General features: G+C 74.1%; 15 protein-coding genes. 5 read left to right on the forward strand and 10 right to left on the reverse strand.

Annotated features, from left to right (window positions below; translation table 11 throughout):
* Window positions 1–19: 19 nt before the first annotated feature.
* The 3 genes from J1G43_RS16485 to J1G43_RS16495 all read right to left on the reverse strand — a co-directional run bounded on the left by J1G43_RS16485 (window position 20) and on the right by J1G43_RS16495 (window position 3,780).
* Window positions 20–1,117 (reverse strand): BMP family protein, encoded by a 1,098-nt coding sequence (locus tag J1G43_RS16485; RefSeq protein WP_207378853.1) that lies wholly within the window; start codon window positions 1,115–1,117, stop codon window positions 20–22.
* 226 nt (window positions 1,118–1,343) lie between these two features.
* Window positions 1,344–2,630 carry an amidohydrolase gene (locus tag J1G43_RS16490; protein WP_207378854.1) on the reverse strand — a complete coding sequence of 429 codons (1,287 nt, stop codon included), beginning with the start codon at window positions 2,628–2,630 and terminating at the stop codon, window positions 1,344–1,346.
* Between the two features lie 37 nt (window positions 2,631–2,667).
* Entirely contained in the window at window positions 2,668–3,780 is a 1,113-nt protein-coding gene (locus J1G43_RS16495; RefSeq protein WP_207371263.1) for a mannose-1-phosphate guanylyltransferase, read from the reverse strand.
* 246 nt (window positions 3,781–4,026) lie between these two features.
* Between J1G43_RS16495 and sdhC the strand changes: the two genes are divergently transcribed.
* The 5 genes from sdhC (at window position 4,027) to J1G43_RS16520 (ending at window position 8,510) form a co-directional block, all read left to right on the forward strand.
* Window positions 4,027–4,425 carry a succinate dehydrogenase, cytochrome b556 subunit gene (gene sdhC, locus J1G43_RS16500; protein ID WP_207341623.1) on the forward strand — a complete coding sequence of 133 codons (399 nt, stop codon included), beginning with the start codon at window positions 4,027–4,029 and terminating at the stop codon, window positions 4,423–4,425.
* On the forward strand, window positions 4,425–4,883 hold the full coding sequence (locus J1G43_RS16505) for a succinate dehydrogenase hydrophobic membrane anchor subunit (RefSeq protein ID WP_207371262.1): 459 nt from the start codon (window positions 4,425–4,427) through the stop codon (window positions 4,881–4,883). The genes sdhC and J1G43_RS16505 overlap by 1 nt, the downstream gene beginning before the upstream one ends.
* A 38-nt stretch (window positions 4,884–4,921) precedes the next feature.
* Complete coding sequence (gene sdhA, locus J1G43_RS16510) at window positions 4,922–6,760, forward strand: succinate dehydrogenase flavoprotein subunit (RefSeq protein WP_207371261.1); 1,839 nt, start codon at window positions 4,922–4,924, stop codon at window positions 6,758–6,760.
* Window positions 6,760–7,545: a succinate dehydrogenase iron-sulfur subunit gene (locus tag J1G43_RS16515; protein WP_207371260.1), complete on the forward strand. Its 786-nt coding sequence runs from the start codon at window positions 6,760–6,762 to the stop codon at window positions 7,543–7,545. Before sdhA ends, J1G43_RS16515 begins: the two co-directional genes overlap by 1 nt.
* Before the next feature lie 74 nt (window positions 7,546–7,619).
* Complete coding sequence (locus tag J1G43_RS16520) at window positions 7,620–8,510, forward strand: phosphotransferase (protein ID WP_307859637.1); 891 nt, start codon at window positions 7,620–7,622, stop codon at window positions 8,508–8,510.
* Here the strand turns inward: J1G43_RS16520 and J1G43_RS16525 are convergent.
* From J1G43_RS16525 to sigE, 7 genes are all read right to left on the reverse strand, one after another.
* Window positions 8,456–9,514, reverse strand: a complete 1,059-nt coding sequence (locus J1G43_RS16525; protein WP_207378855.1) for a YihY/virulence factor BrkB family protein — start codon at window positions 9,512–9,514, stop codon at window positions 8,456–8,458. The two genes, J1G43_RS16520 and J1G43_RS16525, sit on opposite strands and share 55 nt — an antisense overlap.
* A gap of 10 nt (window positions 9,515–9,524) precedes the next feature.
* Window positions 9,525–10,100, reverse strand: a complete 576-nt coding sequence (locus J1G43_RS16530) for a 2'-5' RNA ligase family protein (RefSeq protein WP_207371258.1) — start codon at window positions 10,098–10,100, stop codon at window positions 9,525–9,527.
* Complete coding sequence (gene trpS, locus J1G43_RS16535) at window positions 10,097–11,158, reverse strand: tryptophan--tRNA ligase (RefSeq protein ID WP_207371257.1); 1,062 nt, start codon at window positions 11,156–11,158, stop codon at window positions 10,097–10,099. Before trpS ends, J1G43_RS16530 begins: the two co-directional genes overlap by 4 nt.
* An 89-nt stretch (window positions 11,159–11,247) precedes the next feature.
* The gene (locus J1G43_RS16540) at window positions 11,248–11,643 is read right to left on the reverse strand and encodes a Sec-independent protein translocase TatB (RefSeq protein ID WP_207371256.1); all 396 of its coding nucleotides are present in this window, start codon (window positions 11,641–11,643) and stop codon (window positions 11,248–11,250) included.
* Between the two features lie 38 nt (window positions 11,644–11,681).
* On the reverse strand, window positions 11,682–13,355 hold the full coding sequence (locus J1G43_RS16545) for a trypsin-like peptidase domain-containing protein (protein ID WP_307859638.1): 1,674 nt from the start codon (window positions 13,353–13,355) through the stop codon (window positions 11,682–11,684).
* Window positions 13,352–14,263, reverse strand: a complete 912-nt coding sequence (locus tag J1G43_RS16550; RefSeq protein WP_242635928.1) for a zf-HC2 domain-containing protein — start codon at window positions 14,261–14,263, stop codon at window positions 13,352–13,354. The genes J1G43_RS16545 and J1G43_RS16550 overlap by 4 nt, the downstream gene beginning before the upstream one ends.
* Window positions 14,263–14,853 (reverse strand): RNA polymerase sigma factor SigE, encoded by a 591-nt coding sequence (gene sigE, locus J1G43_RS16555; protein WP_207378857.1) that lies wholly within the window; start codon window positions 14,851–14,853, stop codon window positions 14,263–14,265. The genes J1G43_RS16550 and sigE overlap by 1 nt, the downstream gene beginning before the upstream one ends.
* Window positions 14,854–15,043 lie beyond the last annotated feature (190 nt).

Genomic DNA, 15,043 nt, shown 5'->3' on the forward strand with positions numbered 1-15,043 from the left:
CACACGTGCGCTGCCGCGGTCACTCGGAGAGGTACGAGGTGACCGTGATGTCGCCGTCGATGATCTGCTGCTTGAGCTCCTCGACCTCGGTGACCAGCTCCGGGGACACCTTGGACTCGAAGTTGTGCAGCGGGGCGATGCCCACACCGTCGTTCGCCAGCGTGCCGACGTACGCCTCGGGGTCGAACTCGCCCTCGCCCGCGGCCAGGACGGCCTCGTAGGTCGACAGCTTCATGTTCTTGAGGATCGACGTGAGGACCAGGTCCTGCGTGGCCGGGTCCGTCTCGAAGACGTCGGCGTCGGCGCCGATGAGCGCGACCTCGCGGCCCGAGTCGGCGATGGCGTCCATCGCGGACTGGTAGATCGGGCCACCCACGGGCAGGATCACGTCGACGCCCTGGTCGATGATGCCGGCCGCGACCTGCTTGGCCGTGTCGTTGGCCTCGAAGCCGCCGGTGAAGGAGCCCTGGTCGCCGCCCTGGTAGCCGACGAGCTGGACGTCCGCGCCCTTGACCTCGTTGTAGTACTCGACGCCCTGCTTGAAGCCGTCCATGAAGATCGTGACGGTCGGGTAGGGCTGGCCGCCGAACGTGCCGACCTTCGACACGCCGTTGTCGGCCGAGTAGCCGGCGGCCAGGTAGCCGGCGAGGAACGCGGCCTGCGCCGTGTCGTACAGCAGCGGCTTGATGTTCTCCGCGTCCTTGGTGCCGTCGAAGTCGTTGTCCGCGGCGTCGTCGACCAGGATGTAGTCGATCTCGGAGTTGGCCTCGGCCGACTCGACCGTCGCGGCCGACAGCGCGAAGCCGACGGACACGATCGCGTTGCAGTTCTCGGCCACGAGGCTCTCGAGGTTCGTCGCGAAGTCCGCCTCGGAGTCCGACTGGACCTCGGCGAAGCCGGCGCCGAGCTCCTCGGTCGCCTCCTTCGTGCCCTCGTAGCTGAGCTGGTTGAAGCTCTTGTCGTCGAAGCCACCGGCGTCGGAGACGACGCAGGCCTTGAAGTCCGAGGCCTCGTCACCACCGGCGGACGGCTCCGCGGCGTCGGGTGCACTGCCACACGCCGCGAGCGTGAGGGCGAGCGCCCCACCGAGTGCGGCCACTCGAACGATCTTCTTCACGACAGGTCTCCCACTTCTCGTCGTCCCGCCGCACAGGTGCCCGGGACGGACGGACGGCGCAGCGTTGCACCGCCGACGTGCCCGACCAGTCGGCTTGATCACTGTGGACCCTAGGCACCTGCAGGTCACCGAACTGTTACCGGCGGGTATCCCTGCAGGTTCTGTGATGAATTCGCAACCTGTTCCCGCCCTTCGGTCGTGCTGTCCGCACATCGATACGGACGGATCAGACGCGGCCGCGTCGGCCCGCCAGCTGGGCGGCCCGCGCGAGGAGCAGCGCACCCGCCTCCACGGCACGCTCGTCCACCCGCAGGTCGCCCTGGTGGATGTCGTACGTCCGACCCCCGGGGGTGCGGGTGCCGAGCCGTGCCAGGGCGCCGGGCACCTTCGTGAGGTACCACGCGAAGTCCTCGCCGCCGAGCGACTGCTCGGTCAGCCGCACGGCTTCCGGTCCCAGCATGTCGTGGGCGGCCGCCTCCAGCACGCCGGTGCTCTCGGCGCGGTTCTCCACGGGCGGCACGCCGCGCTGGTGCTTCACCTCGACCTCGACCCCCAGCGGGCGCACGACGTCGGCCACGGCCTGCTCGAACACGGCCGACGCCCGCTCCCAGGCGCGCACGTCGAGGCACCGCAGCGTGCCCATCACGGTGCCCGTCCCCGGGATCGCGTTGGGGACGGTCCCCGCGCGCACGGCGCCCCACGTGAGGTTCACGCCGGAGCGCGGGTCCAGCCGCCGGCCCAGCACCGCGGGCACCTGCGTGATGACCTGGCCCAGCGCGAACACGACGTCACCCGTGAGGTGCGGGCGCGACGTGTGGCCGCCCTCACCCGTCACCGTGACGGTGACCTCGTCGGACGCCGACGTGATCGGGCCGATGCGCGTGCCGACCATGCCGACGTCCAGCTTCGGGTCGCAGTGCACCGAGAAGATCTCGCCGACCCCGTCCAGCCCGCCCTCGTTGATGACGTCGATGGAGCCACCGGGCTGCACCTCCTCGGCGGGCTGGAAGACGAGCCGCACGCCGACGTCGAGCCCGCCGTCGGCCGCGAGGCGCGCCAGCGCCAGGCCGGCACCGAGGACCGCGGCCGTGTGCACGTCGTGCCCGCAGGCGTGCGCGACGCCGCGGTGCTCCGCCGCCCACGGCAGGCCGCACGTGTCCGGCACGGGCAGCCCGTCGAGGTCGGCGCGCAGCGCGACCCGGCGCGCGCCCGACCCGGAGACCGTGGGGCCGATGTCGCACCACAGGCCGGACCCGGGCAGCAGGTGCGGGGTCAGACCCGCGGCCGCCAGCCGCTCGGCGACGACGCGCGTGGTCCGCTCCTCGGTGCGCCCGAGCTCGGGGTGCGCGTGCAGGTCGCGCCGGATCGCGACGAGCTCGGCCCGCATCCCGTCCAGGACGGCGGCCAGGTCACGGGCGCCCGGGTCGGTCGGCTCCGGGCAGAGCGTGCGCAGCGCGGGCACGTCCTGGGCGCTGGGGGGTGCGGCGAGCTGGTCGACGGGCGTGGCGGGCATTGGACGAGGGTATCGCCGCAGCCCGCCGACGCCGCGGTCAGAGCAGGTCGTCGCGGCCCCGGGCACGCCACCCGTCGACGGCCGCCTTGACCTGCTGGGCGTGGGCGCGCGTGGTCACGAGCAGGGCGTCGGCGGTGTCGACCACCACGGCGTCGGGCACGCCGACGACCGTGACCGTGCGCCCGCCGGTGGCGACCACCGAGCCGTCCGCGTCGATGCGCAGCACGTCGTCCGGCGTGCCGAGCGTCGGGCCGCCGTCGCCGGTCCCGAGCAGCGCGCCCAGCGAGGCGAAGTCGCCGACGTCGTCCCAGCCGAAGGTGCCGGGCACCACCGCGACGCCGCCCGCGGCGGCCACGGGCTCGGCGATGGCGTGGTCGATCGCGATCCTCGTCAGTCCTGGCCACGTGTCGGCGAGTCGGGCGTCGCGCTCGTCGGTGTCCCACGCGGCCGCGATCCGCAGCAGGCCGTCGTGCAGCGCGGGCAGCTGCGCGGCCAGGTGCTCCAGCAGGACGCCGGCGCGCACGACGAACATGCCGGCGTTCCAGCTGTACCCGCCCGCGGCCAGGTACGCGGCCGCGGTCTGCGCGTCGGGCTTCTCGGTGAAGCCGAGGGCGCGCCGGGCGCTGGGTGCGCCGGGGGCGCCCAGCGGCTCGCCCGCCTGCACGTACCCGAACGCGGTGGACGGCTCGGTGGCCGGGATGCCGATCGTGACGACCGCGCCGGTGCGCGCGGCGGCCACGGCCTGCCGGATCGTCGCCTCGAACCCGGGCAGACCGGTGATGACGTGGTCCGCCGCGAAGGACCCGAGCACCACGTCCGGCCCGTGCCGCCGCGCCAGCACGGCGGCCGCCAGGCCGATCGCCGCCATGGAGTCGCGCGGGCTCGGCTCGGCCAGCACGTGCTCGGCACCCAGCTCCGGCAGCTGGTCGGCGACCGCGGCGGCGTGCCGCGCGCCGGTCACCACGAGCACGTGGCCCGGGCCGGTGAGCGGGAGCAGACGGTCCACCGTGGCCTGCAGCAGGGTCCGGCCGGTGCCCGTGAGGTCGAGCAGGAACTTGGGGTGGCCCGCGCGCGAGAGCGGCCACAGGCGGGTCCCGGCGCCCCCGGCGGGGACGACGGCATGGAAGTCGATGATGGGTGCGTCCGGCATGCCGACAACGTAGCGGCCGGGCGCCGGTACCGCGGGCACCGCCGTGGACCGGCCTCGGCAGGACGGCGCGGGCCACGGACCGAGGTCCCGGACGGAGCGGGCGCCGTGTGGGCTTGGTCACAATCGGCCGCCGTGCCGCGCCGTCACCGCTCGGGGCGAGGTCCGGACGTGGCGCAGGTCATTACAGTGAGAGGACTTCAGGACATCGACGTCCTCTCGCGAACTCGCCACAGGAGGCCCCCCACCGTGTCCTCAGCGCCCACCGCGCCAGCGCGGCCGGCCGGAACGCTCTACCGCGGGCGCGAAGGCATGTGGTCCTGGGTCGCGCACCGCATCACCGGTTTCGCGATCTTCTTCTTCCTGCTCGTGCACGTGCTCGACACCGCGCTCGTCCGGGTCTCCCCCGAGGCGTACAACGACGTGATCGGGACGTACAAGAACCCGATCATGGGTCTGGGCGAGGCCGGCCTCGTCGCGGCCATCGTGTTCCACGCGTTCAACGGCATCCGCCTGATCCTCGTGGACTTCTGGGCCAAGGGCCCGAAGTACCAGCGGGTCATGCTGTGGGTCGTCCTGGGCCTGCTCGTCGTGACGATGGCGGGCTTCCTGCCGCGTCACCTGATGAACGTCTTCGGGGGCCACTGATGAGCACGATCGCCGATCCCAAGGCTCCCCGCGCGTCGCGCCCCGGCCCGTCGCGCCGCACCACCCGCGGCAACTTCGAGCTGTACGGCTGGGTGTTCATGCGCGCGTCGGGCGTCCTGCTCGTCGTCCTGATCTTCGGCCACCTGTTCGTGAACCTGATCCAGGGCGAGGGCATCAGCGCCATCGACTTCGGCTTCGTCGCGGGCAAGTGGGCATCGCCGTTCTGGCAGGTCTGGGACCTGCTGATGCTGTGGCTCGCCATGCTGCACGGCACCAACGGCGTGCGGACGATCATCAACGACTACGCGGAGAAGGACGGCACCCGCCTGGTGCTGAAGCTCGCGCTGTACGCCGCGACCGTCGTCGTCATCGTCCTCGGCACGCTCGTGATCTTCACGTTCGACCCGTGCCCCCCGAACAGCCCGGCCGATCTGCTGCCGTCGTTCTGCGCGCGCTGATCCCCGGTCGCCCCCCAGCAAGGAAGGCCTCACAGCCGATGCAGACCCACCAGTACGACGTCGTCATCGTCGGCGCGGGCGGCGCCGGGATGCGTGCCGCGCTCGAGTCCTCGACGCGCGTGCGCACGGCCGTCATCTCCAAGCTCTTCCCCACCCGCTCCCACACCGGCGCGGCGCAGGGCGGCATGTGCGCCGCGCTCGCCAACGTCGAGGAGGACAACTGGGAGTGGCACACGTTCGACACCGTCAAGGGCGGTGACTACCTGGTCGACCAGGACGCCGCCGAGGTGATGGCCAAGGAGGCCATCGACGCGGTGCTCGACCTGGAGAAGATGGGCCTGCCGTTCAACCGCACGCCCGAGGGCCGCATCGACCAGCGCCGGTTCGGCGGGCACACCCGCAACCACGGCGAGGCCGCCGTGCGCCGCTCCTGCTACGCCGCGGACCGCACGGGCCACATGATCCTGCAGACGCTCTACCAGCAGTGCGTGAAGAACGACGTCGAGTTCTTCAACGAGTTCTACGTCCTCGACCTGCTGGTCGACCACGACCTGGCCACGGGCGACGTGCCCGACGGCGAGGAGGTCAACGCCACCGGCGTGGTGGCCTACGAGCTGGCGACGGGCGAGATCCACGTCTTCCAGGCCAAGGCCGTCGTGTTCGCCACCGGCGGCGCGGGCAAGATCTACAAGACGACGTCGAACGCCCACACCCTCACCGGTGACGGCATGGCGCTGGCGTACCGCCGCGGCATCCCGCTGGAGGACATGGAGTTCTTCCAGTTCCACCCGACCGGCCTGGCGGGCCTGGGCATCCTGCTGTCCGAGGCCGCCCGCGGCGAGGGCGGGATCCTGCGCAACGCCGACGGCGAGCGGTTCATGGAGCGCTACGCCCCGACCATCAAGGACCTCGCGCCGCGCGACATCGTCGCCCGGTCGATGGCCAACGAGGTGCGCGAGGGCCGCGGCGCGGGCCCGAACAAGGACTACGTCCTGCTCGACCTCACGCACCTGGAGCCGGCGCACATCGACGCCAAGCTCCCGGACATCACGGAGTTCGCGCGGACCTACCTCGGCATCGAGCCGTACACCGAGCCCGTGCCGGTCTACCCCACGGCGCACTACGCCATGGGCGGCATCCCCACGAACATCGCGGGCGAGGTGCTGCGCAACCCGACCGACGTCATCAAGGGGCTGTACGCCGCCGGCGAGGTCGCCTGCGTCTCGGTGCACGGGTCGAACCGCCTGGGCACCAACTCGCTGCTGGACATCAACGTCTTCGGCAAGCGCGCCGGCCAGTCGGCCGCCGCCTACGCCGCCACCGCACCGTTCGTGGAGCTGCCCCCGAACCCGGCGACACGCGTCGAGGCCGAGCTGGAGACGATCCGCACGCGGCCCGACGGCGAGCGAGTGGCGGACATCCGGCGCGCGCTGCAGGAGACGATGGACGCGAACGCCCAGGTGTTCCGCACCTCGGAGTCCCTGACCCAGGCGCTGGCCGACATCAAGGCGCTGCGCAAGCGGTACGAGGCCGTGTCGGTGCAGGACAAGACGCGCACGTTCAACACGGACCTGCTCGAGGCCGTCGAGCTGGGCTTCCTGCTCGACATCGCCGAGACGGTCGTCGTCGGGGCGCTCAACCGGGAGGAGTCGCGCGGCGGGCACTTCCGCGAGGACTTCCCCGACCGCGACGACACGCGGTTCATGCAGCACACGATGGCCTACCGGCGACCGGTCGCGGCCGGCGCCGCGGACGCCACCGTCACGGGGTCCGACGCGTCGTTCCGCCGGGCCGAGACCTTCGACGGCTACCAGGTGGTCCTCGGGGCCAAGCCCGTCACCGTCACCCGCTACCAGCCGATGGAGCGCAAGTACTGATGACCGCCACCGTGGAAGCCCCCGCGCCCGAGGCCGGCGCCGTCCCGTCGTTCCAGGTCACGCTGCGGATCCGCCGGTTCCTGCCGGCGGACGACGCCATCCCGGCGTTCGGCGAGCCGTTCGAGGCCGAGCCCCGCTGGGACGAGTTCACGGTCGACGTGCACGGCACCGACCGCGTCCTGGACGCGCTGCACAAGATCAAGTGGGAGCAGGACGGTTCGCTGACGTTCCGCCGGTCGTGCGCGCACGGCATCTGCGGCTCGGACGCGATGCGCATCAACGGCCGCAACCGCCTGGCGTGCAAGACGCTGCTCAAGGACCTGGACCCGGGCAAGCCGATCGTCGTCGAGCCCATCAAGGGCCTGCCGGTGGTCAAGGACCTCGTGGTCGACATGGAGCCGTTCTTCGCGTCCTACCGCGAGATCATGCCGTTCCTCGTCACCACGGGCACCGAGCCCACCAAGGAGAGGCTGCAGTCCCCCGAGCAGCGCGAACGGTACGACGACACCACCAAGTGCATCCTGTGCGCCGCGTGCACGTCCTCCTGCCCCGTGTTCTGGACCGACGGGCAGTACTTCGGGCCCGCGGCCATCGTCAACGCGCACCGCTTCATCTTCGACAGCCGCGACGAGGGCGGGACGCAGCGCCTGGAGATCCTCAACGACAAGGAGGGCGTGTGGCGGTGCCGCACGACCTTCAACTGCACCGAGGCGTGCCCCCGCGGCATCGAGGTCACCAAGGCGATCCAGGAGGTCAAGCGCGCGATGATCACCCGCGCCTTCTGACGGACCCCAGCACCGCACGCCCGACGGGCGTCCTGCGCAGCACGCGCGGGGCGCCCGTCGTGGCATGCTGACGCGTGCCCACCGACGAGCGCCCCGCCGGTCCGCCCACAGGGCCGGCCCCGGACCCGCTGGACCCGCTGGACGCGTTGCCGCGCTACGTCGAGCCCGACCCCGGCGCACCCGAGGTCACGCTGCCGGGCGGCAACGTCGGCGGCGCCGTGCGCGTGGGTCCCACCGTGCGCCGCCCGGCCGGACCCTGGACGCCGACCGTGCACACGCTCCTCGCCCACGTGCGCTCCCGCGGGCTGGACGGGGTTCCCGCCCCGCTGGGGATCGACGCGCAGGGCCGCGAGGTGCTCGAGCACCTCCCCGGTGAGGTGGTCGACCTCGCCGAGGTGACCGACGCCCGCCTCGCGTCCGGCGCGGCCTGGCTGGCGCGGTACCACGACGCGGTGGCGGACCTGCGGCCGGTCGAGGCGCGCTGGCGCCTGGTGGACCGGGACCTCGCCCCCGGCGAGATCGTGTGCCACCACGACGCGACGATGTACAACATGCTCGTCGCCGGGCCCGGCGCCGACGACGTCGTGGGCGTCGTGGACTGGGACGTCGCCGGCCCGGGCGTGCCGCTGGACGACCTGGTGATGTTCGCCTGGAGCGGTGTGCCGTTCTACGCCGAACCCGGCGCGCAGGAGGGCGCGCGCCGCCTGCGCCTGCTCACCCGGGCGTACGGGGAGCAGGCGGCCGCGCTCGGGCGCCCGGCGCCGGCCGCGCAGGACGTCGCGCGGCACGTGGTCCCGCGCATGACCGCGTCGGCCGACCGCATCGCCGCCGGTCAGGAGGCCGGCGACCCGGGCATGCTGAACCTGCTGCGCGTCGGTGAGCCCGCGCGCACCCGCGCCGGGGTGGCCGCCTACGCCGCGCGGCTCACCGCGCTCCTGGCCGCGCTCGCGTCGTCGCCCTCCTGATCCGCCGGTGACGGCGCCGGCGGGTTCGCGGTCCACGCCGCCGCGAGCAGCACGATGCGGGCGATGAGCTTCATCCACACCAGCAGCACCACGATCACCGCGAAGGACGCGAGCACCGGGTTGCTGCGCACCGAGCCTGCCACCACGGCCGTGCCGAGGACCCGCACGATCCCGAGCCCCGCCGCGGCGATGGCGGCTCCCCCCAGCAGGTCGCGCCGCGCGGGCGCCTGACCGGCGAGGACGCGCACGATCATGACGAACAGCCCCGCGTCGACCACGAACGCGACGAGGATGCCCGCGACCCGCACCACCAGCCCGGACGTGTCCGACCAGCCCACGAGCCCCAGCAGCCAGTCGGCCGCCGTCGTCACCGCGATGCCGAGGACCGCCGAGAGCAGCACCGCCAGTGCGATGCCGACGAACGCGCCCAGCTCGCGCAGCTTGCCCAGGACCACGTTGCCGGCGGTGCGCGCACCGAACATCGCGCGGACCGCCGTGCGCAGCGCCGCCGTGGCGGAGATCGCGGTGAAGAGCAGGACGCCGAACGCGACGACACCGGCGATGCCGAGCCCTGTGCTCAGCTCGAGCTGGTCCGGCTTCAGCAGCCCCTCGCCGTCGCCGGTGTCGATCAGCCCGGGCAGCGACTGCCCGATCGTCCGCAGCACCGTCGCACGCAGCTCCGCGTTCCCGCCGAGGACCGCCATGAACGCCGTGTAGCCGATCGTGAGCCCGGCGAACACCGAGAACAACGTCGTGTACGCGATCCCGCCCGTGAGCAGCCCGCCGCCGGCCGCACCGAAACGCGCGTTGGCGCGGGCCACCCGCGTCCGCTGCCACCACGCGAGCAGAGCCTGCACGCGCTGCACGACCCCGGGGAACCCCGCCGCCCACCGCGGCCCGGCCACCGGGTCCGGCGCCTCCTCGGTGGCGTGCCGGTGCGCCGCTCCGGCGCCCGCGGGCGGTGCTGCGACGGTCCGCTCGTGCCGGGTGGTGCGCCGATCCATGGCGACGAATCTAGGGGTGCGCCGCCCCCGGGGCATCCGGGGCGCCGGTCACGGCGCCCAGGGCGAACCGGCGGACCGGGCACCAGCCGGTCCCGTCGTGCACGAACCGGTGGATACCGGTGACGTCGAACGCGGCGTCGTAGTCGACCATCGCGGCCTGCGCCGCGTCGAGCGCCGCGTCGTCCAGGTCGTGCGCCACCGTGACGTGCGGGTGGTACGGGAACTGCGTGGCGACCTGCAGGCTCCCGACGCGCAGCGCCGACTCCAGCCCCGCGCACTGCGAGGCACCCTCGACCAGAGCGACGAACACCACCGGGGACACCGGCCGGAACGTCTGCGTCCCGTGCAGCCGGATCCGGAACGGGTGGTGCCGGGCCGCCGTCGCCGCGAGGTGCTCGTCCAGCGCCGCCAGGCGGTCGTCCGGCACCGGGGTGGGCCCGACGAGCGTCACGTGGGGCACGATGTTGCGCGCCTCGGGGTCGCCGAACCGCACGCGGGCGTCGTGCAGCTGCGTGCGGAACGGCTCGGGCACCGCGATCGCGACGCCGACGACCGTCTCGCCCGCGGCGGCCCGGGGAAGCCTCACGCGTGCGTCCGACGCCGCGGCAGCAGACCCGAGCGGTCGTACACCCGCTCGAGCGTCGGCGTGGCGAGCTCGCGGGCCCGCGCCGCACCGTCGGCCAGGACGTCGTCGAGCGCCGACGGGTCCGACATGTAGTGGCGCACCCGCTCCTGGAACGGGGTGAGGAAGTCGACCACGACCTCCGCGAGGTCCTTCTTCAGGTCCCCGTAGCCCTTGCCGACGTAGTCCGCCTCCAGCGACGGGATCGCCCGCCCGGACAGGGCCGAGAGGATGGTCAGGAGGTTGGACACCCCCGGCTTGGTCGCCGGGTCGTACCGGATCTCCCGCTCGGCGTCCGTCACGGCCGACCGGATGCGCTTGGCGACGACCTTGGGGTCGTCCAGCAGCTCGATGAGCCCGTTGGGGCTCTCGGCCGACTTGCTCATCTTGGCGGTCGGGTCCTGCAGGTCGTAGATCTTGGCCGTGGCCGACACGATGTACGGCTCGGGGACGACGACCGTGCCCTTGCCGAAGCGGGAGTTCAGCCGCTGCGCCAGGTCGCGCGTCAGCTCGAGGTGCTGGCGCTGGTCCTCACCCACGGGCACGAGCGCCGTGTCGTACAGCAGGATGTCCGCGGCCATCAGCACCGGGTACGTGAACAGCCCGACGGTGGTGCCGTCCGAGCCGTGCCGGGCCGACTTGTCCTTGAACTGCGTCATCCGCCCCGCCTCGCCGAACCCCGTGTGGCACGACAGGATCCAGGCGAGCTCGGCGTGCTCGGGCACGTGCGACTGCACGAACAGGATGGACCGCTGCGGGTCCACCCCGGCCGCCAGGTACTGCGCGGCCGTGCGCCGGGTCCGCTCGCGCAGCACCTTCGGGTCCGGCCCGACCGTGAGCGCGTGCAGGTCGACGACGCAGTAGATGGCGTCGTGCGTGTCCTGCAGCGCGACCCACTGGGTCAGCGCGCCGAGGTAGTTGCCGAGCTGGAGGGAGTCCGACGTCGGCTGCATGCCCGAGAAGATCCGTCGGCCTGCGGCGGACGGCGTGGCCGGCTGCGACGAGGACAGCACCTGGGTCATGCGGGGTCCTCCTGGGGGTCGTCGGCCGGGGCCGGTGCGGTGCGGGTGGAGCATGGTGCGGCTGGGCTGAGGTGCCGGACGTGGGGCGGTCAGGTCGCCTCGTCGTCGAACGGCGCGGGACCACCCGGTGGCGCAGCCGCGCGGGCGAACGCCGCCGTCGGTGCGGCGGCGGCCGCCGCCGTCGCGCGCACCCGCCCGGGGCGCGGCGCGGCAGGCCGGGACGGCTCGTGGGCGGACGGTTCGTCGAGCAGCGCGTCCCGCACGATGCGGCGCGGGTCGTACCGCCGGGGGTCGAGCGCCGCCCAGTCGACGTCGTCGGCACCGAGCTCCGCGTCGACGCGGTCCTTGGTGTCGCGGGCCACGTCGCGCAGGCGCCGCACCCACCCCGCCAGCTGCTCGGCGTAGGCCGGCAGCCGCTCGGGTCCGACCACCAGGGCGGCGACGAGCAGCAGGACGAGCAGCTCGCCGCCGTTGATCCCGAACACCTGCTCAGGTTACCGCGACGGGCACGGCGGCCGGGCTCTCAGTCCGACGGCCCCTCGACCAGCCGCACCCGCACGTCGCGCTCGTCGTCGCCGGTGCGCACGCGCAGCACCACCGTGTCGCCCGGTGTGCGCGCGCGGATGGAGACGATGAGCTCCTCCGACGCGGTCACCGGTCGGCCGTCGATGGCGAGGATGACGTCGCCGCGGCGGATCCCCGCGACGTCGGCCGGACCGTCCGGCGTGACCGCACGCGTGTCGGGCGGGTCCTGCTCGAAGACGCGCACGCCCTCGCCTGAGTACTCCGGGTCCAGCAGCACACCGATCACCGGGTACGTGGCGCGGCCGGTCTCGATGAGCTGCTCGGCCGTGCGGCGTGCCTGGTTGGACGGGATCGCGAAGCCCAGGCCGATGCTGCCGACACCGGTGAGCCGGCCGGGCAGCTGGGCGATGGCCGAGTTGATGCCGACGACCTCGCCCCGGGCGTTGACGAGCGGGCCGCCCGAGTTGCCGGGGTTGATCGCCGCGTCCGTCTGGATCGCGTTGATGAACGCCGTGTCACCCGGGTCGCCGGCGACGACCGGACGGTTGAGCGCGCTGACGATGCCCGTGGTCACCGTGCCCACCAGCCCGAGGGGCGCACCGATCGCCACGACCGGGTCTCCCACGGCGATCGCGTCCGAGTCGCCGAGCGCCAGCGGGGTCAGGCCCGTCGCCTCGACCTTGACCACGGCGAGGTCGTAGTCGCCGGTCGCACCGACGACCGTGCCCGCCATCTCCGTGCCGTCGGAGAACTGGACGACGAGCGCACCGTCGGACGCGCCCGCGACCACGTGGTTGTTCGTCAGCACGTACCCGTCCTGGCGCAGCACGAACCCGGAGCCGGAGCCCGAGCCGTCGGCGGTGGTCACCTCGATCGAGACGACGCTGGGCAGCACACCGGCCGCGATCGCCGCGATCGAGCCCGGCTCGCGGTCCACGGGGACGCCCGGCTCGAGGACGACCGGCAGGCCGGCGTCGACGCGGCGGCCGTCGCCCGGCAGCGCGCGGGCACCGAGGAGGCCACCGGCGAACCCGGCGGCGAGGGACAGCGCGACGAGCGGGGCCACCCACGCCACCGAGAGCGCCCGGCGCCGGCGGCGACGCCGCGGGGCGTCGGGCAGAGGGGCGTCGGACAGGGGGGCGTCGGGCAGCGGGGCACCCGGTGGACCGCCGTGCCCGGGCGCACCGGGGTACCCGGGCACACCGGGGTGACCGGGGACCGCCGGGGCGGCGCCCGGCGCGGCGGCGACGCCCGGGTGGTCGCCGTACCCGCGCACCTGCCCCGTGCCCGGGACCGAGCCTGCGCCCGGGGCGATCGCGACGTCGGTCCGGCGGTACGCCGATGGCGCCGCGAACAGCGGGGCGGGGGCCGCGGACGGGGCGACCGGGCTGCCCGCCTGCGCGGCGGGGGGCGGCACGGCGCCGGCACCCGGGTCGACGGGCTCAGCGGGTGCGGGGACGGGCAAGGGTGCGGGGACCGGCTCGACGGGTGCGGGAACGGGAGCGACGGGTGCGGGAACGGGAGCGACGGGTGCGGGAACGGGCTCGGCGGCGTCGCCGGGAGGTGCCGGCTCGGCCGCGTCGCCGGGAGGTGCCGGCTCGGCCGCGGGGTCCGCGGGGTCCGCGGGGTCCGCGGGGTCCGCGGCGCCGTACGGCGGCGGGCCGGCGGTCACGGGCGCTCCCACACGGCCGAGACGGTCTGCCAGCCGCGGCTGATCCGCCCGGTCACCGTGTCGTCGTAGCCACCGGACGGGAACGCGGCGACCAGGGCGTCGACGTCGCCGTCGTCCTGCGCCGCGACCACCTGCACGACCGTGGCCTCGGACTGCCACGCGACGTGCCACGGCTCGACGGACAGCACGTGCACCTGTCGTCCGCCGACCTCGCGCACGGGGGCCCCGGCCAGTGCGGCCGTGTCCAGGCGGCCCTGCTGCTCGGTGACGACGAACGTCCCCGCGGGGCACTCCACCTCGACCGAGAGCACCTGCGGGCTGCCGGACGACCACGTGACGGCGCCGACGCGCCACCCCTCGGGCAGGGTCCCGGGGAAGGTCCACCCGTGCCTGCGCAGCCAGGCGACGGTGTCGTCGTCGGCCGGGGAGGTCCCCGCGGCGGGGCCGTCCGAGGCGTGCGCCAGCAGGCCCAGCACCGCGGCGGGGTGCGACGTCGGCGTGACGACCGGCCGCTCCCCCAGCACGAACAGCGCGGCGGCGACCGCACCCAGGCCCGCGACGGACCCGACCACGAGGCGCACCGGGGTGCGGCGCGTGACGACGTCGCCGCGCAGGGCGTGCGTCGCGGCGTACGGGAGTGCCGCACCGCCGGCGACGGCGAACGGGTCGCGCGGCCCGGGCGCCGGCGGTACCGCCTGGGCCGACAGCGAGAGCAGCCGGGCGGTGAGGTCCGCCGTCGGCACCACGGGGTCCTCGGCGGCTGCGGCGAGCGCACGGCGCGCGTCCCGCGCCGCGGCGAGCTCCCGGGAGCACTGCCCGCACGTCGCGACGTGCGCGAGGGCACGCTCCGTGGCGGCCGCGTCGAGCTGCCCGTCGACCAGTGCGCTGATGCGCGACCCGAGGTGCATCACCGGACCACCTCCGCGGGGTCCGGCAGCACTGCCGTGGCGTCGGTGTGCCCGGCGACCTCGGCCCGGCGGTGCGCCAGCGCCACCCGCAGGCGCGCCCGCGCGCGGTGGATCCGTGAGCGCACGGTGCCGAGCTTGATGCCGAGGGTCACCGCGATCTCCTCGTACGACAGGCCCTCGATGTCGCACAGCACCACCGCGGCGCGGTACTCGGGGGGCAGGTCGTCGAGCGCGCGCTGGACGTCGTGGTCCAGGTTGCCGGCCTCGAAGGCGCGCTCGGGCGTCGACAGCCGGTCCGGCGACGTCCAGCGCTCGGTGTCGTCGCCGATGGGCTCGATGCGCACGCGCTGACGGCGCCGCGCCTGGTCGAGGAAGAGGTTGGTGGTGATGCGGTGCAGCCAGCCCTCGAACGTGCCGGGGCTGTACGTGTGCAGGGACCGGAACACGCGCACGAACGTCTCCTGCGTGAGGTCCTCGGCGTCGTGCCGGTTGCCCGTCAGCCGGTAGGCGAGCCGGTACACGCGGCCGGAGTGCTCGCGGACGATCTCCTCCCACGACGGGGCCTGCCACTCGGGGGGCTGGGCACTCATCTACGGGCACTCTCCTCGGTCCGGCGCTGGGCCTCAGTCTCCCAGGTCACGGCGGCGTCCTCGACCCGTGTTCGTCGTCGGCGGAACCCCCTCCGGGACGAGGCTGCGCCACGCGCACCGCGTCCGGCCACCGCCGACGCCGCGGGACTACGCTGACCGGCAAGGACGAGCCCGCTCGGGGCCCGCGACG

Origin of the sequence: Cellulomonas sp. zg-ZUI22, from assembly GCF_017353535.1 — a bacterium.
GTDB classification, from domain to species: Bacteria; Actinomycetota; Actinomycetes; order Actinomycetales; family Cellulomonadaceae; genus Cellulomonas; species Cellulomonas wangleii.